The sequence below is a fragment of the Tessaracoccus aquimaris genome (assembly GCF_001997345.1).
GTDB lineage: Bacteria > Actinomycetota > Actinomycetes > Propionibacteriales > Propionibacteriaceae > Arachnia > Arachnia aquimaris.
In genome coordinates this window covers 2,200,499-2,223,301 of record NZ_CP019606.1, presented here as the reverse complement: position 1 = coordinate 2,223,301, position 22,803 = coordinate 2,200,499, and the positions used below count along the sequence as shown (strand labels likewise).

26 protein-coding genes are annotated in these 22,803 nt (G+C 68.2%); 13 read left to right on the top strand and 13 right to left on the bottom strand.

Features of this window, described 5'->3' with window-relative positions:
• Nucleotides 1-31: 31 nt before the first annotated feature.
• A complete protein-coding gene (locus BW730_RS10385; RefSeq protein WP_077686180.1) occupies nt 32-1,216 on the bottom strand; it encodes an ABC transporter substrate-binding protein in 1,185 nt (394 codons plus the stop codon).
• 160 nt (nt 1,217-1,376) lie between these two features.
• Nucleotides 1,377-1,943, bottom strand: a complete 567-nt coding sequence (locus BW730_RS10380; RefSeq protein ID WP_077686179.1) for an isochorismatase family protein — start codon at nt 1,941-1,943, stop codon at nt 1,377-1,379.
• Nucleotides 1,944-1,994: 51 nt separating this feature from the next.
• Between BW730_RS10380 and BW730_RS10375 the strand changes: the two genes are divergently transcribed.
• Genes BW730_RS10375 through BW730_RS10365 form a run of 3 tightly spaced genes read left to right on the top strand, consistent with a single transcriptional unit; the run spans nt 1,995 to nt 3,987 of the window.
• Nucleotides 1,995-2,408 carry an NUDIX hydrolase gene (locus BW730_RS10375; RefSeq protein WP_077686178.1) on the top strand — a complete coding sequence of 138 codons (414 nt, stop codon included), beginning with the start codon at nt 1,995-1,997 and terminating at the stop codon, nt 2,406-2,408.
• A gap of 5 nt (nt 2,409-2,413) precedes the next feature.
• Nucleotides 2,414-3,499, top strand: coding sequence for an S-(hydroxymethyl)mycothiol dehydrogenase (locus BW730_RS10370; RefSeq protein ID WP_077687616.1), 1,086 nt, complete (start codon nt 2,414-2,416; stop codon nt 3,497-3,499).
• Nucleotides 3,496-3,987, top strand: a complete 492-nt coding sequence (locus BW730_RS10365; RefSeq protein ID WP_335340860.1) for an MBL fold metallo-hydrolase — start codon at nt 3,496-3,498, stop codon at nt 3,985-3,987. Before BW730_RS10370 ends, BW730_RS10365 begins: the two co-directional genes overlap by 4 nt.
• Before the next feature lie 392 nt (nt 3,988-4,379).
• Here BW730_RS10365 and BW730_RS10360 read toward each other — a convergent pair whose 3' ends face one another.
• Nucleotides 4,380-5,651: a hypothetical protein gene (locus BW730_RS10360; protein WP_226996701.1), complete on the bottom strand. Its 1,272-nt coding sequence runs from the start codon at nt 5,649-5,651 to the stop codon at nt 4,380-4,382.
• Nucleotides 5,652-6,392: 741 nt separating this feature from the next.
• On the bottom strand, nt 6,393-7,211 hold the full coding sequence (locus BW730_RS10355) for an aldose epimerase family protein (RefSeq protein ID WP_077686177.1): 819 nt from the start codon (nt 7,209-7,211) through the stop codon (nt 6,393-6,395).
• Between the two features lie 70 nt (nt 7,212-7,281).
• On the opposite strand from BW730_RS10355, the gene BW730_RS10350 reads away from it, so the two are divergent.
• The 10 genes from BW730_RS10350 (at nt 7,282) to dapC (ending at nt 17,099) form a co-directional block, all read left to right on the top strand.
• A complete protein-coding gene (locus BW730_RS10350) occupies nt 7,282-7,776 on the top strand; it encodes a GNAT family N-acetyltransferase (RefSeq protein ID WP_077686176.1) in 495 nt (164 codons plus the stop codon).
• 23 nt (nt 7,777-7,799) lie between these two features.
• Nucleotides 7,800-8,303, top strand: a complete 504-nt coding sequence (locus BW730_RS10345; RefSeq protein ID WP_077687614.1) for a phosphoribosyltransferase — start codon at nt 7,800-7,802, stop codon at nt 8,301-8,303.
• Nucleotides 8,303-8,512 (top strand): hypothetical protein, encoded by a 210-nt coding sequence (locus tag BW730_RS10340; RefSeq protein WP_077686175.1) that lies wholly within the window; start codon nt 8,303-8,305, stop codon nt 8,510-8,512. Before BW730_RS10345 ends, BW730_RS10340 begins: the two co-directional genes overlap by 1 nt.
• 91 nt (nt 8,513-8,603) lie before the next feature.
• Nucleotides 8,604-10,661, top strand: coding sequence for a transketolase (gene tkt, locus BW730_RS10335; protein ID WP_077686174.1), 2,058 nt, complete (start codon nt 8,604-8,606; stop codon nt 10,659-10,661).
• 81 nt (nt 10,662-10,742) lie between these two features.
• Complete coding sequence (locus BW730_RS10330; protein ID WP_145952806.1) at nt 10,743-12,059, top strand: IS30 family transposase; 1,317 nt, start codon at nt 10,743-10,745, stop codon at nt 12,057-12,059.
• A gap of 102 nt (nt 12,060-12,161) precedes the next feature.
• A complete protein-coding gene (locus BW730_RS10325) occupies nt 12,162-13,661 on the top strand; it encodes a S49 family peptidase (RefSeq protein WP_077686173.1) in 1,500 nt (499 codons plus the stop codon).
• A gap of 29 nt (nt 13,662-13,690) precedes the next feature.
• Complete coding sequence (locus tag BW730_RS18530; RefSeq protein ID WP_158522592.1) at nt 13,691-13,837, top strand: hypothetical protein; 147 nt, start codon at nt 13,691-13,693, stop codon at nt 13,835-13,837.
• Between the two features lie 81 nt (nt 13,838-13,918).
• Entirely contained in the window at nt 13,919-15,616 is a 1,698-nt protein-coding gene (locus BW730_RS10320) for a VanW family protein (RefSeq protein ID WP_145952805.1), read from the top strand.
• A gap of 72 nt (nt 15,617-15,688) precedes the next feature.
• On the top strand, nt 15,689-16,009 hold the full coding sequence (gene fdxA, locus BW730_RS10315) for a ferredoxin (protein WP_077686171.1): 321 nt from the start codon (nt 15,689-15,691) through the stop codon (nt 16,007-16,009).
• A gap of 1 nt (nt 16,010) precedes the next feature.
• Entirely contained in the window at nt 16,011-17,099 is a 1,089-nt protein-coding gene (gene dapC / locus BW730_RS10310; protein ID WP_077686170.1) for a succinyldiaminopimelate transaminase, read from the top strand.
• 227 nt (nt 17,100-17,326) lie between these two features.
• On the opposite strand, the gene BW730_RS19305 is transcribed toward dapC, so the two are convergent.
• The 9 genes from BW730_RS19305 to BW730_RS10270 form a co-directional block, all read right to left on the bottom strand.
• Nucleotides 17,327-17,923 carry a LacI family DNA-binding transcriptional regulator gene (locus BW730_RS19305; RefSeq protein WP_226996697.1) on the bottom strand — a complete coding sequence of 199 codons (597 nt, stop codon included), beginning with the start codon at nt 17,921-17,923 and terminating at the stop codon, nt 17,327-17,329.
• Nucleotides 17,845-18,345, bottom strand: coding sequence for a LacI family DNA-binding transcriptional regulator (locus BW730_RS19300; protein ID WP_226996695.1), 501 nt, complete (start codon nt 18,343-18,345; stop codon nt 17,845-17,847). The genes BW730_RS19305 and BW730_RS19300 overlap by 79 nt, the downstream gene beginning before the upstream one ends.
• Nucleotides 18,346-18,495: 150 nt before the next feature.
• Nucleotides 18,496-19,335, bottom strand: coding sequence for a hypothetical protein (locus BW730_RS10300; protein ID WP_077686169.1), 840 nt, complete (start codon nt 19,333-19,335; stop codon nt 18,496-18,498).
• Nucleotides 19,335-20,267 (bottom strand): 2,3,4,5-tetrahydropyridine-2,6-dicarboxylate N-succinyltransferase, encoded by a 933-nt coding sequence (dapD, locus tag BW730_RS10295; protein ID WP_077686168.1) that lies wholly within the window; start codon nt 20,265-20,267, stop codon nt 19,335-19,337. Before dapD ends, BW730_RS10300 begins: the two co-directional genes overlap by 1 nt.
• A gap of 21 nt (nt 20,268-20,288) precedes the next feature.
• The gene (locus BW730_RS10290; protein WP_077686167.1) at nt 20,289-20,780 is read right to left on the bottom strand and encodes a WXG100-like domain-containing protein; all 492 of its coding nucleotides are present in this window, start codon (nt 20,778-20,780) and stop codon (nt 20,289-20,291) included.
• A gap of 1 nt (nt 20,781) precedes the next feature.
• Entirely contained in the window at nt 20,782-21,102 is a 321-nt protein-coding gene (locus BW730_RS10285; protein ID WP_077686166.1) for a hypothetical protein, read from the bottom strand.
• Nucleotides 21,102-21,497 carry a YbaB/EbfC family nucleoid-associated protein gene (locus BW730_RS10280; RefSeq protein WP_077686165.1) on the bottom strand — a complete coding sequence of 132 codons (396 nt, stop codon included), beginning with the start codon at nt 21,495-21,497 and terminating at the stop codon, nt 21,102-21,104. Before BW730_RS10280 ends, BW730_RS10285 begins: the two co-directional genes overlap by 1 nt.
• Nucleotides 21,498-21,506: 9 nt before the next feature.
• Nucleotides 21,507-21,947, bottom strand: a complete 441-nt coding sequence (locus BW730_RS10275; protein WP_077686164.1) for a YrhA family protein — start codon at nt 21,945-21,947, stop codon at nt 21,507-21,509.
• Nucleotide 21,948: 1 nt separating this feature from the next.
• Nucleotides 21,949-22,779, bottom strand: a complete 831-nt coding sequence (locus tag BW730_RS10270; protein WP_077686163.1) for a hypothetical protein — start codon at nt 22,777-22,779, stop codon at nt 21,949-21,951.
• Between the last annotated feature and the right edge of the window lie 24 nt (nt 22,780-22,803).

The window sequence follows — 22,803 nt, the reverse complement described above, 5'->3', positions numbered from 1 at the left end:
AGACCCGGCCGCGCCCCTCAGTCCGGCTCGGTCAGCCGACCTTCTCGCTGGTGGCCTGCTTGCCGTCCTTGAGGCCGATCACGACGATCGACTTGACTGGGTTGTGGTGCTCGTCGACGTCGAAGGTGCCCGTGACGCCCACGAAGCCCTTGGTCTCCGCCATCGCCTTCTGCACGGCCTCGCCGGTCAGCTCAGAGGCGCGGCTCACCGCGTCGGCGACGAAGTGACCGAGGTCGTAGCCGAGCGCGTGGAACGCGTTGGGCTCCTCGTTGTTGGCCTTCTTGAACGCCTCGATGAACTCGACGACCTTCGGGTCCTTGTCGATGGAGGAGTAGTGGTTGGTGAAGTAGACGTCGTTGAGCGCTGCCGCGCCGCCCAGTTCCTCGAGCTTGGGCGAGTCGAAGCCGTCGCCACCGAGGACCGGGGCGGTGATGCCGAGGTCGCGCGCCTGCTTGATGATCAGGCCGGCCTCCGAGTAGTAGCCGGGCAGGTAGATGACGTCGAAGGTCTGGCCCTTGATGCGGGTCAGGATGGTGTTGAAGTCGGTGTCGCCTGCGACGAACGCCTCCTCGCCCGCGATGGAGCCGCCGAGCTTGCCGAACTCCTCGGTGAAGGCGGTCGCGAGGCCCTTCGAGTAGTCGTTGGAGTTGTCCTTGATGATGACGGCCGTCTTGCCCTTCAGGTTCTCCGCGGCGAACTTGGCCATCACGGTGCCCTGGAAGGAGTCGTTGAAGCAGATCCGGAACGCGTACTCCTGGACGGACTTGCCGTCCCAGGTGACGTCGTCGGCGGTGGCGGAGCCGGACACGACGGGGATCTTGTTCTTGTTGGCGACCGGGATGGTGGCCTTGAAGCCGCCCGAGGTCGCGGGGCCCATGCAGGCCAGCACCTTGTCCTGGGACATCAGCTTGTTGGCGAGCGTGGTGGCCTCGGCAGCGTCGGACTTGTTGTCGTACTCGACCAGCTTGATCTTCTTGCCGCCGACGCCGTCCTTGGCGTTCAGTTCCTCGATGGCCATCTTGATGCCGACGGCGGAGGCCTGGCCGTAGGTGGCGACGTCGCCGGAGAGTTCGTAGTTGAGGCCGAGCTTGATCTCGTCGGCCGCCGGTGCGGCCCCGCCGCCTCCGCCGCCCGGCTTGGCGGAACAGGCGGTGGTTGCTGCGACGGCTGCGACGCCGAGGGTGGCACCGAGGACGGTGCGGCGGCTGAGGTTCATGGTGTCTCCCAGGTCGTTGTTGAGCGAGGGCGCGTGTCACGTCTCGCGTGACGCTGGGGACATCTAAGCACCGAAGAACCAGAAATCACCCCGTTGGTTACCAAAGCGAGACAATGTCAAACGCCCGCGGGTTCGTGCTTACGGCCTAGCCCGGGCTCGATCACCGTTGCCAGGTGATACCCAGAGGGGTGAGGGAACCCTCGACGTTCTCGACGGAATCGTTATGGACGGCCGCCGTCAGGCCTGCGAGCACCGTCGTGTCGAACCCCTCCGCCGCGGCGTCGGCGGCCGTCGCCTTGACGCAGAAGTCGGTCGCGATGCCGCACACGTCGACCGAGGTGATGCCCCGCCTGCCGAGCCAGCGGGCCAGCCCCTCGCCGTCGGGGGACCCGCCGACGGTGCCCTCGAAGCCCGAGTAGGCCGCCTCGTAGGACCCCTTGTCGAAGACAGCATCGAAGCCGAACCCCGTCAGGTCGGGGTGGATTTCCTGCCCGGGTGTGCCGACGACGCAGTGCGGCGGCCAGGTGTCGACGAAGTCGGGCGTCGCGGAGAAGTGGGAACCGGGGTCGATGTGGTGGTCACGGGTCGCGACGACGGCGTCGTAGCCGTGCTCGCCCGCCAGTAGCGACGCGACGTCGGACGCGACGGCGTTGCCGCCGTCCACCCCGAGGGCCCCGCCCTCGCAGAAGTCGACCTGCACGTCGACGACGATCAGTGCCTTGCCCATTGCCAGCCTCCAGGATCGGTTTGCGACAGCCTAGCCAGTAGCGTCGTCACCGTGAGTAACCCGATCCACGTCTCGGCAGTCGTCCTCCGCGATCTCGAAGGTCGCGTCCTGATGGTGCGCAAGCGGGGCACCGCGATGTGGATGAACCCGGGAGGCAAGCCGGAGGCGGGCGAGGACGGCGCGCGGTGCGGCGCCCGCGAGGTCGCGGAGGAACTGGGGCTGAGCCTCGACCCCGCGCGACTGGTGTTCCTCGGGGAGCAGCGCGCCGCGGCGGCGAACGAGGCGGGTCGGACGGTGGTGTCGCAGACGTACGCGTGGCCCGACCCTGTCGCCGTCGACGTGCGCCCTGCCGCGGAGATCGACGCGGTGCGCTGGGTGGGGCCAGGCGACCTGGGCGATCCGAGCCTGGCGCCGCTGTTCGTCCAGGCGATCGTTCCTCTGCTGGACGATCACTGGCTAGGGTGATGGCCATGCAGGTAGTCAAGGGCATTGTGGCCCGCGCCAAGGGCCAGCCAGTCACTCTCGAAGACATCACCGTCCCCGACCCGGGGCCAGGCGAGGCGGTGGTCACCATCCAAGCGTGCGGCGTGTGCCACACGGACCTCCACTATCGCGAGGGCGGCATCAACGACGAGTTCCCCTTCCTCCTCGGGCACGAGGCGGCGGGCATCGTCGAGGCCGTCGGTGAGGGCGTCACCAACGTCGCACCGGGCGACTACGTCGTGCTGAACTGGCGCGCGGTGTGCGGCGACTGTCGCGCCTGCCGTCGCGGCGAGCCCCAGTACTGCTTCAACACGTTCAACGCCACCAACAAGATGACACTCTCGGACGGCACCGAACTAACGCCGGCGCTCGGCATCGGCGCGTTCATCGAGAAGACGCTCGTGCACGCGCTGCAGTGCACCAAGGTCGACCCGGCCGCCCGCCCAGCTGCCGCAGGGCTGCTCGGCTGCGGCGTGATGGCTGGCCTCGGCGCCGCCATCAACACCGGGGGAGTGACCCGCGGCAAGTCGGTCGCGGTGATCGGCTGCGGCGGCGTCGGATGCGCCGCGATCGCGGGCTCTGCGCTCGCGGGCGCAGGCACCATCATCGCCGTCGACCTGGACGACAAGAAGCTCGAGTGGGCAAAGGGGCTCGGCGCCACCCACACCGTCAACTCCTCCGGGGTTGACCCGGTCGAGGCGATCCGCGAACTGACGGGCGGCTACGGCGCTGACGTGGTGATCGACGCCGTCGGCATCCCCGCCACCTGGAAGCAGGGCTTCTACGCCCGCGACCTGGCGGGCACCCTCGTCCTGGTCGGCGTGCCGCATCCCGACGCGAAGATCCCCGAGATCCCGCTGATCGACGTGTTCGGGCACGGCGGTGCGCTCAAATCGAGCTGGTACGGCGACTGCCTTCCCTCGCGCGACTTCCCGATGCTGATCGACCTGTACCTGCAGGGCAGGCTCGACCTCGACGCGTTCGTGAGCGAGGAGATCGGCATCGGCGACGTCGAGGCGGCGTTCGAGAAGATGCACCACGGTGAGGTGCTGCGCTCGGTGGTGATCCTGTGACCCTCACGCACGCGGTGACCTCCGGCACCTTCTCGCTGGACGGCCAGACGTTCGACGTCGACAACAACGTGTGGGTGATCGGCGACGAGCGCGAGGTGATCGTGCTCGACGCCCCCCACGACGTCTCGGCCATCATGGCGGCGGTCGACGGACGAAAGGTGCAGGCCATCGTCTGCACCCACGCGCACGACGACCACGTCCGCTATGTCACGGAACTCGCCGACCTGACGGGCGCTCCGATCTGGCTGCACCCCGACGACGAGCCGGTCTGGAACCTGACGCATCCCGACCGTCGCTGGGACCAGGACCTCGCCGACGGGCAGGAGTTCACCGTCGGGCCGGTGACGCTTCAGGTGCTGCACACGCCTGGCCATTCGCCGGGCGCCGTGTGCCTGTACTCGCCGACGCTCGGCTGCGTCTTCTCCGGCGACACCCTCTTCAACGGGGGCCCGGGGCGACGGGCCGCTCGTTCAGCAGTCGCGAGGTGATCGAGGACTCGATCCGCCGCAAGCTGTTCGTGCTCCCCGACGACACGGTCGTGCACACCGGTCACGGCGACGACACGACGATCGGCGCGGAGGCCGCAGCCCTCGGCCGCTGACGGCACCCCCCGCCGGGGACCCCCGTCCTCGTGGGGCGGTGGTGAGGCTCGCCCTTGAGCATGTTTGGTTGCTCGTTGTCGGTTGAACCGCATTTGATCGTTCAGATCCGCAACGAGTCACCAAACATGCTCAACGCAAGGCCCGCCGTGCGCACGAAACTGCGCGCTCGAGAGGTGGGAAGGCGGCGGCGCGCCCAAAGGAGGAAAGGGCGCGCCGCCGCTGCTCGGTTGTCCCGTCACCCTCAGCGCCGGGGTCGTGGCCGGGTCATCCGGCTCGGGTCAGTGCTCGTGTGGCTGGTCGGGCTGGCCCGTGACGATCGCGATCTCGAACGGCGTGACGCCGAGCGCATGTCGCTCGACGACCTCAAGGTCGTGCAGGTCGATCACGACGAGTTCGTCCGCGGCCGCGTCCGTGACGTAGGCGCGCTCGCCCGAGACCTTCAGGATCGGTCCGGGTGCGTGCCAGTCCTCGTTCTCCTGCCAGGCGCCGATCGCGGCGACCGAGGCGGTGACGGTGCCCTTGTCCGGGTCGATCACCTGCACGGCGCCGTCTGTGGTCAGCACGAGCGCCTCGCCGTGCGGGCCGCGAGCAAGCGAGCGGAACCAGTAGGAGGCGCCGAGGTCGACGAGTCGCAGCGACGCGTCGGTGGTGTCGATCAGCGCGACCTGGGTCGGGTGCTCGTGCTCGGCGGACTCGTCCACCTTGTAGTCGGCAAGCACGATCGTTGAGGTCGGGGACCCGGCGAGGGTGCCGGATCGGCCGTAGTTGCCCTCAATGGCGACCTTGTGGAAGGCCCCGCCGCGGTAGACCACCGCGCCGTTGGCACAGCCGATCACCGCAACGTCGCCGCCCGAGGAGGGCTTCGCGGTCGCCTCGCCGTGCGTCGACGGGCAGTTGGTGGTCTCGGCGATCACCTTGTCGGCGGCGCGGACCTGCACGGTCGTGCGGGCCTCGGTGGTGCCTTGCGTGTGCAGGACTGAGCCGTCTCCGAGTCGGACGGCGACGCCGTGGTGCGGCGCATCGGCCGCGAGTTTCTCGACGGGCGCGCCTGCCTCGGCGATCGCGTCGCTCTCGATGATCTGGATGGACCCGTCGCCGTCCCCGAACAGGGCCGTGTGGTCGCCGTGCGCGACGGCGTGACCCGGCTTCGCGGCGGTGTAACTGACGTCGGTGAAGGCGGGCTCGCTCGCGTAGTAGTGGGAGTGGTCGCCGTGTGACTCGGCCTGCAGGCCGCCGTCGAAGACCCGGAACGCGTCGCCCTCGGTGACCATCACGTGTCGGCCGTCGCCCGAGTCGTTCAGCCGGACGAGGCCCTCCGTCGGGATCGTGGAGATGGTGTCGCCGGTGGCGAGGTCGACGGTGCTGAGGCCGCCGTCGTGGGAGATGACGGCGCGGGGATGCGAGCCGCTGACCTCGGTGGTCTTGGCGGCGGTCGGGGTCGGGGAGTCGTCGTCGGTCGCGGGGGTCGCGCCCGGCTGTGCCGGTGCGGCACAGGACGCCAGCAGGGTCAGGGGGAAGAGCAGCAGGAGTAGTCGTCTGTGTGTAGCCATGGCTTCACCTTAAATGAAACTGAGACTGATTATCAATAAGACGTGAGGGTGTGGCCCTTTCGGGGGCACCGTTCGCTGAGCTTGTCGAAGCGTCCGATCACCCGGCGGCGTTCGCTGAGCTCGTTCAAACACCCGGTAGCCGCGCGGCTGCCGAGGATGCGTGGTCTGCGCGGGTTTGGTCGGTGGTTGCGGACCCCTCGACGAGCTCGGGGAACGGCCGCTGAGCTTGTCGAAGCGTCCGGTCACCACGCGGCAGGCAAAGAAAGCGGTGAGCGCGGGTTTGGTCGTGGTTGCGGACCCCTCAACAGGCTCGGGGAACGGCCGCTGAGCTTGCCGAAGCGTCCGATGCCCAGCATGTCTGGCGCCCATGAGCGCGGGGAGGGCCGTTCGCTGAGCTTGTCGAAGCGTCCGATCGCGCGCGTGTCTGGCGCCCGTGAGTGCGGGGGAGGGCCGTTCGCTGAGTTCGTCGAAGCGTCCGCGCGGCAGTCGAAGACGCGTGGTCAGCGCGGGTTTGGCCGATGGTTGCGGACCCCTCGACCAGCTCGGGGGCCGTTCGCTGAGCTTGTCGAAGCGTCCGATCACCCAGCGTGTTGGTTGGTCGGGTGGTCAGGGGTCGGTCCTGCGGTGGTTGCGGACCCCTCGACAGGCTCGGGGAACGGTGGCTGCAGCTCCGAGACGGTGGTTGCAGATTGCGTCGAAGCGTCCCGAGCTGAGCGGCCGCCCCGACCCGGCGAATGCGCGTCAGACGGCGATCGTCATCCTCAACAGGTGACTGGCGCCCGCGGGGATCAGTACCGCCGTCGACTTGACCTCTCCGTACTCGACGCAGACGAAGCGCGACCACTCGTCGCCGGGCACCGGCGGATCCTCGGGGCCCGGGTTCCACACCACGACCGACCCGGCGCCCTGGGCCGCCAACCGCAGCGTCCCCTCGTCCGAGACGATCGTCGTGGGCCGGTACTCCCGGTAGACGCGATCCAGGTAGCGACCGACCGGCACAGGGGCATCGTCGGTGCCGTCGACGCCCGCCGCGTAGTCCGTGTACCTGGCGCCCTGCAGTCCGTCGACCGTCGCGGTCCTTGCGTCGGTGAGCAGATAGGGGTGCAGCGCCATCTCGACGACGGCGTCCCTCGACGGGGTCGCGACCGTCAGGCCGAGCGTCAGTCGTGACGCGTCCGCCACCACGTCGAGTTCGTAGCGCAGGTCGGCGGGGAAGCGGTCCGCGCCAGGCAGGTGGGCCGTGGCGGCACCGTCGGTGGCGAGGACGACGTGCGCCCGATCCTCGCCCGCCTCGGAGGCGACCACGCGCCACCGGACCCGGCTCACCAGCCCGTGGATGAACGGCACCTCCCAGTCGCCGGTGCCGACGCCGAACCAGGGGGTGCACACAGGGATGCCGCCGTGCCACATCGCCTCCGTGCCGGGGACCGCGTCAGAGGCGGTGTACAGCGCCTCGCGGCCGCCCGGGCGCCAGGACGTGACCGTCGCGCCGATCGGGTGCACCGACAGCGACCCCCATGAGCCGGAGAGGAACAGTGCGTCGTCAGGGGAGGCCGTCATGGCCCCAACGCTATCGTCCGGGGCCGCGGACGCGCCGCGCGGCCCAGTCGCGGCGAATTAGGATGAGCCCATGCCGACGATTCGCCCAGCCACCCACAACGACATCCCGGCCATCACTGAGATCTACAACGAGGCTGGCGTCGGAACTACCGCGTCCTACGCGCTCGAGCCCGTCACCGTCGCCGACCGGCGCGCCTGGTTCGACCGACTCGCCGCCGAGAACCACCCGGTGCTCGTGTTGGAGGACGACGGCGTCGTCATCGGCTACGCCAGCTACGGCAGCTTTCGCTCGCTCGGCGGGTACGCCTACACCGTCGAGCACAGCGTCTACATCTCGACGGGGCACCGCGCCGCTGGGCTGGGCCGGATGCTGATGAACGCCCTGATCGACGTCGCCCGAGGCAACCGCGTGCACGTCATGGTGGGCGTCATCGACGCGGCCAACTCGGAGTCGATCGCCTTCCATGAACGGCTCGGGTTCGAGGTTTCCGGCAAGCTCCCCGAGGTCGGCCGGAAGTTCGACCGTTGGCTTGACGTGGTCTTCGTCACCCTCGTGCTGGCCTGACGAGGCCCACTACGATGGCGACCATGGCTTATCACGCGGACGCGACCGACCTGACCGACAAGGAAATCCTGACCTGGGAGGGCTTCGGCGACGCGGCGCGCGAGCTGTCCCAGGCTGTGGTCGACTCAGGCTTCGAGGCCCAGACGATCATCGCGGTCGCCCGCGGTGGCCTCACCCTTGCAGGTGCGATGACCTACGCGATGGGCGTGAAGCTCACCGACGCCATCAACGTCGAGTTCTACACCGACGTCAACGAGACCCTTCCCGACCCGGTGCTGCTCGCCCCGATGCTGGACACCGACGCGATCGCCGGGCAGCGGATCCTGGTCGTCGACGACGTGGCCGACTCCGGTCGCACGCTCGGCCTGGTCATCAAACTGCTGCGCGGCTTCGGCGCCGAGGTGCGCTCGGCGGTGCTCTACTCCAAGCCCCGCACCATCGTCGCCCCCGACTTCGTGTGGAAGGCCACCGACGACTGGATCGTCTTCCCCTGGTCGGCCCAGCCACCCGTGACGAAGGAGCAGTGATGGCAGAGACCCGTAAGTTCAAGCCCACCGAGGGCGACGACCTCCAGAAGCAGGTCAGGGAGGCCATCGGCGAGACCGTCCGCCCCTTCGAGGCGGGACGGAAGGGCCAGAGCCAGGACCCCACCGACGACGAGAACGGTGCTGCCGCCCCGAGCATCACTGACCTCGACGCGTCGACCGGCTTCCTGTTCTACCCGCCTGCCGAGTAGCCGTCCATTGGGCCACACCCAGGCCGAAAAGCGGTGCGCGGTAGGCTCTGCACTTGTAAGCCGCGGACAAACAAAGTAGTTAGGACAAACTGTGACTCTTGAGTGGACCGAACAGGACGCTCGCGCCGTCGACACGGCCCGAATCCTCGCTGTCGATGCGGTCGAGAAGACCGGAAACGGGCACCCTGGCACTCCCGTATCCCTGGCCCCCGTGGCTTACCTGCTGTACCAGAAGGTGATGAACACCGATCCCCAGGACTCGGCCTGGATCGGTCGCGACCGCTTCGTCCTGTCCGCCGGCCACGCGTCGATGCTGCAGTACGCGCAGCTCTACCTCGGCGGCCTCGGGCTCGAGTTGAGCGACATTGAGTCGCTGCGCACCTGGGGCTCCAAGACCCCCGGACACCCCGAGTACGGCCACACCGACTTCGTCGAGTGCACCACCGGCCCGCTGGGCGCAGGCATCTCCAACGCGGTTGGCATGGCGATGGCCGCCCGCCGCGAGCACGGCGTCTACGACCCCGAGGCACCCGCGGGCGAGTCCGTCTTCGATCACTTCGTCTACACGGTCGCCGGTGACGGCTGCCTGCAGGAGGGCGTCTCGTCCGAGGCGTCGTCGCTGGCGGGCACGCAGGAACTCGGCAACCTCGTGCTGATCTACGACGACAACCGGATCACGATCGAGGGCGACACCGACATCGCGTTCAACGAGGACGTCGACGCCCGCTACGCATCCTACGGCTGGCACGTGCAGCACGTCGACTGGACCCATGGCGGCACCGAGTACAAGGAAGATCTCCAGGCGCTCTACGACGCCATCGAGGCAGCAAAGGCCGTCACCGACAAGCCCAGCTACATCCGCCTCACCACCGTCATCGGGTGGCCGCTGCCGAACAAGCAGGGCCAGCACTCGATCCACGGCTCGAAGATCGGCGGCGACGAGATCGCAGCGCTGAAGGACCTGCTCAAGTTCGAGCAGAAGCCCTTCGGTGTCGAGCAGGACCTCGTCGACGCGACCCGCGCCAACCTCGCCGCCCGCGGCAAGGCCGCCCGTGAGGCATGGGACGCCCGCTTCGCCTCCTGGGTCGACGCCAACCCGGAGCGCGTCGCGCTGCTGCAGCGCGTCGAGGCCCGCAAGCTGCCCGAGGACCTGAAGCTTCCTGTGTTCGAGGAGGGCAAGAAGTCCACCCGCGCCGCCTCCGGTGAGGTGCTCGCCGAACTCGCAGACCAGCTTCCCGAGCTGTGGGGCGGCTCCGCCGACCTCGCGGGCTCGAACAACACCACCATGAAGGGCCAGAAGTCGTTCCTGCCCGACAACCGCGTCTCGAAGGACTGGCCGGGCGACAAGTACGGCCGGACGCTGCACTTCGGCATCCGTGAGCACGCGATGGGCGGTGTCCTCAACGGCATCAACCTGTCCGGGCTGACCCGCGCCTACGGTGGCACCTTCCTGGTCTTCGCCGACTACATGCGCCCCGCCGTCCGCCTCGCGGCGCTGATGAACCTCGACTCGATCTTCGTGTGGACGCACGACTCGGTCGGCGTCGGCGAGGACGGCCCGACGCACCAGCCGATCGAGCACCTGGCCGCGCTGCGCGCCATCCCGGGCCTCTCGATCGTGCGCCCGTCGGACGCCAACGAGACCTCGGTCGCGTGGGGCGAGATCCTGCGTCGCACCGATCACCCGGCAGGCCTCATCCTGTCGCGTCAGGACCTCCCGACGATCCCGCGCGGCGACACGTACGCCTCGGCCGAGGGCGTCGCGCAGGGCGCCTACGTCGTCAGCGAGGCCACCGGCGACGTGCAGGTGATCCTGATCGGCACCGGCTCCGAACTCTCGGTCGCCCTTGACGCGCAGGAGAAGCTTCAGGCCGAGGGCGTCGGCACCCGCGTCGTGTCGATGCCGTGCCAGGAATGGTTCGACGAGCAGAGCGACGAGTACAAGGAGTCGGTGCTTCCCGCCGACGTCACCGCACGCGTCTCCGTCGAGGCGGGCATCGCGATGGGCTGGTCGAAGTACGTCGGGCCTAAGGGCACCTCTGTGAGCATCGAGCACTTCGGCGCCTCCGCGGCCGGCGGCAAGCTGTTCGAGGAGTTCGGCTTCACCGCCGACCACGTGGTCGACGCGGCCAAGTCGGTCCTTTCCTGATTCAACGCTTCGGGGCCCTTCCCTTCGGGGAGGGCCCCGTTCGCGTCCCCGGGGTGCGGTGGTCGGGCGTCGGGTTTGAGCATGTTTGGTAACTGGTTTCCGATGTTGGCGGGCGGGCTCAGGTGGTGGGTGCAACAACTTGGTTGGAGGGTTGTTGTGTCGTATCCGGGTGTGGTTCGGGAGATGGTGTTAGCCAGGATCGCTGGGGGTGAGTCTGGGTTCGCGGTAGCGCGGGAGACCGGGATTGGTCACGCGAGTGTGCGGAGGTGGGCCAAGCTCGCTGGTATGAGTTTCCAAGTTGGCCGTTTAGGTGGTGTCCCAGGAGCGGCGGAGCATCGACGTAAACGTCCCCTGCAACGGATCGAGCCTCAGATCGAGGAGGCTGACTGGGTCGACCCGCGAGGGTGTTTGACCCGGGAAGCTCGGGTCGTGATCGAGGTCCGACTCCGGGACGGCTGGTCCCAATCGAAGATTGCTGCCGTGCTCGGGGTGCATCGGTCAACGGTGTCGCGTGAGGTTCGACGGGTTCCTGGCCGGTATCGGGCCAGACCCGCCCAGCGCGCCAGGCAGGCTGCCGCTCGACGACCACGACCCTCGAAGCTTGGTCCCGGGACACCACTGCGCCGGGAGGTGATCACCGGTTTGAGCGGGCGGTACTCTCCCGAACAGATCGCTGGACGACTGAAACGACAGTTCCCTGACCGGCAGGATATGTGGGTGAGCCACGAAACGATCTATCAGGCGCTCTACGTTCAAGGGGCTGGCGCGCTCCGGCATGAACTGACCGTGGAGAAGGCACTCCGGTCAGGCCGGAAGAGCCGCAAACCGCAGTCGAAACTGGTCGGCGCGCCGGTGTCGTCCAGGTCCTGGATCGGGCCTGACACGATCATCACTGCCCGACCAGTCGAAGCCCTCGATCGGGCAGTACCTGGCCATTGGGAAGGTGACCTCGTGATCGGCCGCGACTCGCGTTCGGCGTTGATCACCCTGAACGAACGCGCTTCACGGTTCACGCTGATCTCCAGGCTCGATACCCATGACTCGGTCACCGTCACTGACCGGCTGCAGGAGATGATCCACCGGCTCCCCGCCGCGGCGTTCAAGACGTTGACCTGGGACCAAGGAGTCGAGATGGCCCGGCATGCTCAGTTCACGATCGCGAGCGGTATCCGGGTGTTCTTCTGTGATCCTCACTCGCCCTGGCAGCGGCCCACCAACGAGAACGGGAACGGACTCATCAGAGATTTCTTCCCGAAGGGCACTGATTTCACCACCGTGACCGATCAAGAGATCGCCGACATGGAGACCAGCCTCAACAACAGACCCCGCAAGGTCTTGAACTTCGCCACCCCCGCTGAAACACTCCAACAAATACTCAACGTTGCGTCGACCACTTGAAACCGCCGCGTTAACACTTGTCAGGGTGCGGAACCAGCAACCAAACATGCTCAAGGCGAGAGCCGCCCCGAGCCTGGTTGGAGGGGTCCGTAAGCTGGACCAATGGGAATCAGCGACATCCTCAGCAAGGTCACCGGAGACAAGCCGATCGTCCTCGAACTCGACATGGCGCGCGGGGTGCTTGCCGCGCGGCCTTCCAACCCACTCCAGGCACTCCAACTGATCAACTCGGCAACGCTCAGCGGGCTGCGCGACCACCTGCGGGTCGCGGCGGACGACGAGCGGGTCGTCGGCCTGATCGTGCACGCCGTGCCCACCTCGGTGACGCTGGCCCACGCCGAAGAGGTGGCCGGACTCGTCGAGGAGTTCGGCACCAAGAAGAAGACGATGGCCTGGGCCGAGTCGTTCGGCGAACTGACGAGCGGGCTCGGCGCTTACCACCTTGCGACCGCCGCGCAGGAGATCTGGCTCCAGCCGACCGGCGCGGTGTGCATCGAGGGCATCGAGCTGAGCGTGACGCTGCTCAAGGGCCTGCTGAACAAGGTCGGCGTCGAGCCGCAGTTCGGGCAGCGCTACGAGTACAAGACCGCCGCCAACACCTACGCCGCCGACCACGTCACAGAGCCGCAGCGCGAGATGACCACCCGGCTCGGCCAGTCAATCGTCGAGTCGCTGGTCGGCGACATCGCCCGCCGCCGCAGCCTCAGCGCTGACGCCGTCTGGGAGGCGGTCAACGACTCGCCGATCGAGCCCGAGCGCGCCAAGGACCTGGGCCTGATCGACCACATCGGCTACCGCGACGAGGCCTACACCTCGGTGCTCACCGCCTGGGGCGTCGAGCCCGAGTCGCTGCTGTTCGCGCAGCGCTACTCCAACAAGGCGGAACTGGCCAAGAAGTTCCGCCCGAAGCAGCCCAAGATCGCCCTGGTGCAACTGCGCGGCGCGATCGTGACCGGACGCGGCGCCCGAAGCGTCACCGGCGGCCAGCAGGCGGGCGCCGACGTCGTCGACGAGCAGTTGCGCGCCGCGCTTCGCGACGACGACGTCAAGGCCGTCGTGTTCTCCGTCGACTCACCCGGCGGCTCCGCCGTCGCCTCCGACTTCATCCGCCGCTCCGTGCTGCGACTGAAGGAGGCGGGCAAGCCGGTCGTCGCGCACATGGAGTCCGTCGCGGCCTCCGGCGGCTACTACGTCTCGATGGGCGCCAACGAGATCGTCGCGCAGGCCACCACCCTGACCGGCTCGATCGGCGTCCTCGCGGGCAAGATGGTCACCGCCGGCCTGTACGACAAGCTCGGCCTGATCCGCGAGACCGTCGACATCGGCGCGGCAGCAGGCACCTTCTCCAGCGCCCACGAGTTCTCCGAGGCTGACTGGGAACGCCTCAACCGCTTCCTGGACCGCGTCTACCTGGACTTCACGACCTTCGCGGCCGCCGACCGCGGCATGGCCTACGACGACCTCGAGCGGCTCGCCCGCGGCCGGGTCTGGACGGGCGCCGACGCCAAGGAAGGCGGCCTCGTCGACCACATCGGGGGCAGCGCATCGCCGTCGAGCGCGCCGCCGCGCTGGCCGGGGTCGACGTCGACAAGGTCCGCCTGAGCCACATCGGCGACCCTGGCTTCATCGCGATGTTCAAGCCCGCGACCTCCTCGGAGTCCGCGGCGGGCGGCGCACACCTGCCGAGCGTCGAGTCGGAGTTCGCCGCGGTCGCGGCACGGCTCGGCATCGAAACGCCCGGCGTCCTGGCGATGCCGTGGCGGATCAGGACCGCGTGACACACCTTCGTTTAGGTGGACGAGCCGAGGGTTTCGTAGCATGGGAGACGTTTTTGGCCATCAGGGCTTCGAGGGGTGCAGGTGAATAAGGGTAAGAAGATCGCTCTGGGGGTCGTCGGCGGAGCCGTCGTGCTCCTTGGCGGCGGATATGTGGCGTCCTACTTCGTGGCGGGCAATCAGGTCCCCGCGAAGGCCGAGGTCGACGGCGTCGCCATCGGAGGGCTCGCCCCCGACCAGGCGGTCGAGAAGTTGCGCACCGAACTCGGCCCGAAGGTCGACGCGCCCATCACCGTCGCGGCGGGCGACCGCTCCGTCAGCATCACCCCGTCCCAGGCCGGCCTGATCGCCGACTACGAGAAGACGGTCGCCGAAGCGGGAGGCGGGTTCAGTTGGAACCCCGCGGACATCCTGCACTCGCTGACCGGCGGCGGCTCCGTCGACCTGGTGCGCCTGGTCGACCAGCCGAAGCTGACCGCCGCCGTCGAGGCCGACGCGAAGACGTTCGACGTCGAGGGCGTCCCCGCCACCGTCAAGTTCGACGCTGGCAAGGTCGTGCGCACCGAGGCCGCCAACGCCGAGAACCTCAACGTCGCCAAGACGACCGAGGCCGTCACTGCAGCGTTCGACGACGGCAAGGGCCACGTCGAGGCCGTCGTGGACTCCGTCGAGCCGGCCGTCACCGACAAGATGGTCGACGAGGTCGTCACCTCCTTCGCCGACCCGCTGGTCAGCGGCCCCGTGACCCTGACCCACAACGACACCTCCATGCAGATCACCCCGGCCGCGCTGGCCGAGGCGGCCACGTTCGACGAGCAGGACGGCAAGCTCGTCGGCAAACTCGACGCCGACAAGTTGTTCGCCTCCACTGCGGAGGCCCAGAAGGCACTGAAGCTGAACACCGCCAAGGACGCGAGCTTCGCGCTCGACGGCGCCGGCGTCAAGGTCGTGCCTGCCGTGGTCGGCGAGGAGATCGACAAGAAGTCCTTCGTGGCAGCCGTCGAGAAAGCAGCCACCGCCTCCGGCGCGGAGCGCACCGCCAAGATCGAGGTCGCCACCAAGCAGCCCGAGTACACCACCGAGAAGGCGACCGCGCTCGGCGCGTTCACCAACATCGGCGACTTCACCACGAACTACCCGCACGCCGCCTACCGCAACACCAACCTGGGCCGCGCCGCGGAACTGGTCAACGGCACGGTGCTGATGCCCGGCGAGACGTTCTCGCTGAACAAGGCCCTCGGTGAGCGCAACTCGGCAAACGGCTTCGTCGACGGCTACGTCATCAACGGCGGCCGCCTCGTCAAGGAGTCCGGCGGAGGCATCTCGCAGGCCGCGACGACCCTGTACAACGCGGGCTTCTTCGCCGGCTACAAGGACATCGAGCACAAGCCCCACAGCCTCTACTTCGACCGCTACCCGGCGGGCCGCGAGTCGACGATCTACTACGGCTCGCTCGACATGCGCTTCCAGAACGACACCGAGTATCCCGCGGTGATCCGCGGCTACATCAGCCCGTCGTCGTCCGGCAAGAAGGGCTCGCTGACCTTCGAGATCTGGTCCAAGCCCACGTGGGAGAAGGTCACCTCGACCGAGATCGCGAAGTCCGACTACTACACCGGCACCACCCGCACCGTGAAGGGCGACCCGAAGTGTGAGCCCCAGGCGCCGATCCGCGGCTTCACCGCCTCGTGGAGCAGGCAGTTCTGGCAGGGCGGCAAGGTCGCCAAGACCGAGAAGTACAGCTGGAAGTACAACGCGGGCGACCGCATCGTGTGCGAATAGTGGCCGTCGGGGGCCCCCGCCCGAAGCAGCGCTAAGCTGAATCACGCACAAGCACTCTGAAGGAGAACCAAAGTGACGTACATCATCGGTCTGCCATGCGTTGACGTGAAGGATCGGGCCTGCGTCGAAGAGTGTCCCGTTGACTGCATCTACGAGGGCAACCGGATGCTCTACATCCACCCCGAAGAGTGCGTGGACTGCGGCGCGTGCGAGCCCGTCTGCCCCGTCGAGGCCATCTACTACGAGGACGACGTTCCCGAGGAGCAGGCCGAGTACTACGACGTCAACGTCCAGTTCTTCGACGACATCGGCTCGCCCGGTGGCGCCGCCAAGCTCGGCGTGATCGACAAGGACCACCCCGTCGTTGAGGCGCTGCCGCCCCAGGCTCAGTGAGATGGGGCTGAGCTCCCGCCTGCCCGATTTCCCCTGGGACACGCTGAGCGGGGCCAAGGCCGCCGCCTCCGCGCACCCCGACGGCATCGTCGACCTCTCCGTCGGCACTCCGGTCGACCCGACGCCCCAACTCGCGATCGACGCGCTCACCGCGTTCGGTGACTCGCCCGGCTACCCCACAGTGTGGGGCGCCCCTGAGACCCGGCACGCGATCGTCGACTACCTGCAGGACAGGTGGCACTCGGTGCCGCTGACCGACGAGTCGGTGATGCCGGTGGTCGGCACCAAGGAACTGGTTGGCTGGCTGCCGACGCTGCTCGGCATCGGGCATGGCGAGGCCGTCGTGTTCCCCGAATGCGCCTACCCGACCTACGAGGTGGGGGCGCTCACCTCTGGGGCCCGACCGGTCGCGCTCGACGACCCGTCGTCCATCCCAGACGACGCCAGGCTGATCTGGATCAACTCGCCCGCCAACCCGTCGGGGCGGATCCTGGGCCTCGACGAACTGCGCGCCTTCGTCGCCGCCACCCGCGAACTGGGGGCGGTGCTGGCAAGCGACGAGTGCTACGGCGAGTTCGCGTGGGACGCCGAGCCCGTCTCGGTGCTCGACCCCCGCGTCAACGACGGCGACCTGACGGGGCTGCTCGCCGTCCACTCGCTCTCGAAGCGCTCCAACGCCGCCGGCTACCGCGCCGGGTTCGTGGCGGGCGACCCCGCGATCGTGCAGGAACTCGTGGCCGTGCGCAAGCACCTCGGCATGATCGTGCCGCGTCCCATCCAGGGCGCCATGATCGCGCTGCTTGGCGACCGGGAGCACGTCGAGGAGCAGCGGCAGCGCTACCTGGCGCGCCGCGCCGTCCTTCGGCCCGCGTTGGAGGCCGCAGGCTTCCGGATCGACCACTCCGAGGGATCGCTGTACCTGTGGGCGACCCGCGGCGAGCCGTGCCGCGACACGGTCGCCTGGCTGGCCGAGCGCGGCATCCTGGTGGCCCCTGGCGACTTCTACGGCCCCGCGGCCGCGCGTCACGTCAGGATCGCGCTGACGGGCACCGACGAGCGGATCGCCGCCGCCGCGTCCCGCCTCGCCTGATCCTGCCGGACCTGCCGTTGAGCAGCATTGCGAACTCGTTGCAGAGTGGAACGTGAAAGTAGGCCGAATCGGTCGTCGAGGGTGGATTACTGCTCAACGCCAGACCAGCGGATCGCCGCCGCCGCGTCCCGCCTCGCCTGATCCTGCCGGACCTGGCGTTGAGCAGCATTGCGAACTCGTTGCCGAGTGGAACGTGAAAATGGCCCGAATCGGTCGTCGAGGGTGGATTACTGCTCAACGCCAGACCAGCGCCCGAGCGTCGACTCGCGCAGCGTCAACTCCCACGGGACCTTGACGCGTTCGCCGACCGCCTCGGAGCCCTTGATGCGTGCCACCAACTTCTCGAGCACCTTGTCGACGAGGAACTCCAGGTCGGGCGTCACCGTGGTCAGTGGGGGAGTGCAGTACTTGCCCTCGAGGATGCCGTCGAAGCCCGCGATGGCGACGTCGTCGGGCACCCTGACCCCGCGCTCGGCGCAGGCCCGCAGCGCGCCGATCGCCATGAGGTCGTTGAAGCAGAACACCGCATCGGGGGGCTCCGGCAGGTCGAGCAGAGCCGCCATCTCCTCCCTGCCGGACTCGCGGGAGTAGTAGTCGGTCGAGCGGATGTACTCCTTGACGATCGGCAGGCCCGCGTCCTTCATGGCCTTCTGGAAGCCCTTGAGTCGCGCGGAGCCGGTCGTGACGCCCTTGCTGCGCCCGATCGCGCCGATCCTGCTCCGCCCGAGCGAGAGCAGGTGCTCCGTCATGGCGCGGGCGGCGGCGACCGAGTCGACGGCGACGTGGTCGACGCCCTTGGGGATCGACCGCTCGCCCAGGAACACCGTGGGGGCCCCGAGCCGCGACGGGTCGATGTCGCCCGCCTCAAGGGAGAGGGGGAGAAGATGACGCCGTCGATCATGCGGGATTGGACGCCTTCGAGGACCTTCCGCTCGGCGCGCTGATCGGCGCGCGTGATGTCGAGCAGCATGATGTAGCCCAACTGCTCGGCCTTCGCGTCGACCAGCGTCGCCAGTTCCGCGAAGTAGGGGATGTCCAGCTCAGGCACCGCTAGCGCGATGAACCCGGAGCGGCCGTACTTCAGGTGGCGCGCCGACAGGTTGGGCCGGTAGCCCAGTTCCTCGATGGAGCGCAGCACCTTCTCCTTGGTCGCCGCGGAGATGTGGGGAAAATCATTGACCACGTTGGAGACGGTCTTCACCGACACCCCAGCGTGGGACGCGACGTCGCGCAGCCTGACTGCCATGCGCGCCACCCTATCCTGGCCGGAGCGCCGCCATCCAGTCATCTTTGCTCTCGTTGCAAGACCGATGCGCTGGCGGTCGGTCCCATCCGAAAGGGTGAGGCCCTTCGCGCAGGTTGTGGCGGGGGCAAGGTCGACTCAAACGACCCTTGGCTAGGAGCTCTTCCCGAGCGTGACGACCGCGCTCGAGGCCGCGGACGGGGTCTTGGCCTGGTGCCATCCCTGCTTGGTGTGGCTCCACTCCTTGTCACCCACCACGACCGACGTGACGCCGCCGTCGTAGCTGTTGGCGACCACCTGCTGGGCCGCGGCCCAGAGCGTCGTGTCGTCGCCGGCCGTCAGCGTCATCGTCGCCCCGTCGGTGGAGACCTGCAGCGCCTCGCCGAACGTGGCGAGCACCCGCTCGAACGCGGCGGGCTTCGCGGTGGGGGCCTCGTTGAAGCTCAGGCACGACAGCGTCGCGGGCGCGGATCCCCGCAGCGCTCCCGCCACGGCCCGCGCCTTGGCCTCGTGCTTGCGGTACGCCTCCGGGTGGCCGCTGCGCTGGACCTTCTGCGCGATGTCGTTGACGTCGGTGGTTTCCCAGTTGTCGAACTTGACGAGTTCCTCGTAGAACCGGTTCGAGGAGTACCAGGGATCCATGATCTCCTCCTCGGTTCCCCAGCCGTACGAGGGTCGCTGCTGGAACAGCCCGAGCGAGTCGCGGTCGCCGTAGTCGAGGTTCCGCAGCGCCGACTCCTGGTAGGCGGTCGCGATCGCGACGATCGCCGCCTGCTCGGGAAGGCCCCGCTCGACGGACGCGGCGACGATGATCGACGCGTTGGTCGCCTGCTCCTGCGAGAGCGTGGTCGGGTCCTCGGAGCCGGGGATCAGCACCTCGCACTGCTCCGGGGTGAAGCGCTGGTACAGGTACTGGTATGCCTTCCAGCCGCCGAACCCCGCAAGCCCGAGGAGCACCACGACGACGAGCGTGATGATCAGCGGTTTGCGCATCAGTTCTTGTGCAGTTCGGAGTTGAGGGCGACCTTCGAGCCGCGGCGGTGCCGCACGATGACGCTGCCCTGCAGCGAGTCGCGCAGGAACAGCAGGTCGTTCTGGCCGCTCAGTTCGCGGGCCTTGACGATGGCGCCGTCGTCGAGCTTCACTTTGGTGCCCGCCGTCACGTACAGGCCCGCCTCGACGACGCAGTCGTCGCCGAGCGAGATGCCAACGCCGGAGTTGGCGCCGAGCAGGCAGCGCTCGCCGAGCGAGATGACCTCCTGCCCGCCTCCGGAGAGGGTGCCCATGATCGACGCGCCGCCGCCGACGTCGGTGCCGTCACCGACGACGACACCGGCGGAGATCCGGCCCTCGACCATCGAGACGCCGAGCGTGCCAGCGTTGAAGTTGACGAAGCCCTCGTGCATCACGGTGGTGCCCTCGGCGAGGTGGGCGCCGAGGCGGACGCGGTCGGCGTCGGCGATCCGGACGCCCGAGGGGACGATGTAGTCGACCATGCGCGGGAACTTGTCGATCCCGTAGACGGTGAGCTGCTCGCCGCGGGAACGCAGCAGGGTGCGGACGCGGTTCACGTCGCCGATGCGCACCGGGCCAGCGGTGGTCCAGGCGTTGTTGGGGAGCACGCCGAAGATGCCGTTGAGGTTCTGGCCGTGCGGGTGGACAAGGCGGGAGCTCAGCAGATGCAGCCGAAGGTAGGCGTCCTCGACGCCCTCCGGGTCGGCGTCAAGGTCGATCTCGACCCGCACGACCTTCGTCTCAACCTGCCGGATCTCGTCGACGTACTGCGCCTCGACCAGCATCGACGGCGGCTCGTCGCTGATCTCGTTGCCGAGCCTGGGTTCCGGGTACCAGGCGTCGAGGACGGCTCCGGTGGTATGAACGGTGGCAAGGCCCCAGGCCCAGGCGGTGCGGGTCGCGTTGGTCATGCGGCAAGTCTAGGGGGAGCCTCAGCCAAGGACCTTCTTCGCGGCCGTCTCGATCGCCAGCTGGACGGCCGTCTTGCAGATGGCCTGAGCAGGCGGGATCCAGCCGAGGGAGGCGCCGTAGGTCGCAGGGATCGCCGCGATTGCTGACCAGTACTTGGCGCAGAACACCGACAGGTCCACGATCGAGATGATCTTTAGCACCAGGATCGCGGCGCCGATCACGAGCAGGCAGGTGCCGGTGATCTTGGCTGCCTTCGACAGGTTCTTCGACACGTCCTTCGGGGAGTTGTCCGACTCGAAGTTCGACGTGAACGCGTCCTTCGCGGCGCCCTTGTTGTTGTTCTTGACCTCGTCCGCTGCGCGATCGGTCGCCTCGACCAGCTTGGTGACGGCGTCGGAGAAGCGTTGCCACTTCTGCGCCCACTGCATGATCTCGGTCTCCTGGCCCTCTGGGAACTTGAAGCCGATCAGCTGCGTGAACATGGTCAGCGCGCCTGGCAGGGTGATGCTCATCTCAGTAGTCCTTCCCGACGAGGGCCGCTAGCGAGGACGCAGCCTCGGAGGTGTTCTGGTACAGCTCTCCGACCTTGCGAAGCGTCTCGGACTGGTCGAAGAGGCCGTCGATGAGCCCGTGCACGATCTCACGGAACGCCTCGATGAAGATCCGGTAGAGCTCGTTGGCGATCTTGCCGATGGTGTCGTTGGTGCCGAGGACCTGGAAGTCGGTCACGGAGTCGAGCAGCTTGTCGATCTCCTCCTTGATGAACGACGTGGCGTCCTCGATGAGGCCGCCTGCCTTCTTGTAGGACTCGGGTGAGAAGACGATCTCGCTCATCAGCCCTCCTTCGCCGCGGTCGACTCCATCATCTGGGTCATCAGGTCGAGGTATTCGGTCAGGCTCCTGCTCGCCTCGCCCGCGATGGCGTCGAGGTCGGTGTTCAGCGTCGACGGGTCGGTGGCGTCGGCCTGCATCGCGACCATCAGCGCGTCGGCGTGCGCCACGAGCGCGGCGTTCATCGCCTCCTTGAGGTCGTCTGCCAGTTCGACGCTCGACTTGCGTAGCGAGCGTGGGTCGATCGCGATGTCGCTGACCTGGCCTCCCGAGACGGTGACGCGCACCATCTGGTCCTCGGAGAGGCCCTCGCCCTCGACGGTCGGCACCTCCACCTGGGGGAGCGGCTTGTCCAGTTCGGTGCCGAGCTTGCTCAACAGCTCTTCGAGTTCATTCATGTGGGGTCCTTACTGGGTGGTTGCCATCAGGGCGCCGAAGAGGTCGCCGAACGACGAGAAGCGAAAAACGGTGTGCCAGCCGTACCTGGCGACGGCCTTCCACTGGCCCTCGGAGGTGTCGAAGGCGAACAGCACGTCGCCAGCCTCCCCGATGAAGCGCAGTGGTGTGTCGAGCGAGGTGACGCCGTGGATGAGGCGCTCGTTGGCGTCGAAGATGCCGGGCAGGAAGCCGCCCTGCTCGTCAACGTCCTGCAGGCCGTAGACGACGATGCCGTCGAAGTCGAACCCATCGGTGACGCGCAGCAGGTCGGCGTACTCCGCTGGGAGGTCGATGCCGAACTGGCGCTGGAAGGCGGGCCGGATCTGCGCGATCTCCGCCTCCGACGCGCCACCGCGCTGCGGGAACCCTTGGGCTTCTGCGTAGTCGACCCAGTCGGTGATGGCGCGCATCTCAACCCGCCAGGGTCGCGCCGCCGCCCAGCACGATGGTGACCTGCTGGCCGCCGATCGGCAGGGAGATCACCGACACGTTGCCGAAGCGGACCTCGGTGATGGACTGGTTGACGTGGTTGCAGTTGCACTGCGACTGCGCGGACGTCGGGGCGAGTTGGTAGTGCGACGGGGCCGCGTCGGTGCCGGGCACCCGCTCCATCTGGTAGCCGGCGGGCACCCTTCCGTTGCCCGCCTGGGCGACCTGCTGCTGGTTCATGCCTGCCTCGCGGAGCGTGCCGGGGTCGGCGGAGCGCAGCGCGTCGCCGCGGGCCTGCTTCTCGCCGGTGTTCCACATCGCGGCCAGCCGTCGCTCGACGTCGACCGGGTCGTAGGTGGCCGTCGCGATCGTCGCGATGCGGGTGGAGACGCCGCGGTGCGACCCATAGGTGCCGCCCTGAAGTGCTGTCGCCTGCGCAGGTGCCTCGCTTGCACGGGGCCCGGTGGAGCCGGTGTGGGTGCCGTAGGTGCCGCCCTGCAACGCCGTCGCGGGTGCGGGCGCCTCGCTGGCGCGCGGTCCGGTTGAGCCCGCGTGCGTGCCGTAGGTGCCGCCCTGGAGCGCGGCGGCCGGTGCGGGCGCCTCGCTTGCGCGCGGTCCGCTCGACCCGGTGTGCGCGCCGATCGTCTCGCGCGACCGGTCCCGCTCGGGCCTGCCCTCGACCTGGGGTGGGGCCGCCGACAGCGCGGGCGCGGACGAACCCTTGTCGCTGCGCGTCTTCTTGATCCATTTGACGAGGAACTTCGCGACGAGCTTGGCGAAGATGCCGCTGCCCTGGCTGCTCGAGGTACTCACAGTCGCGATCCTATGGAGCACAGG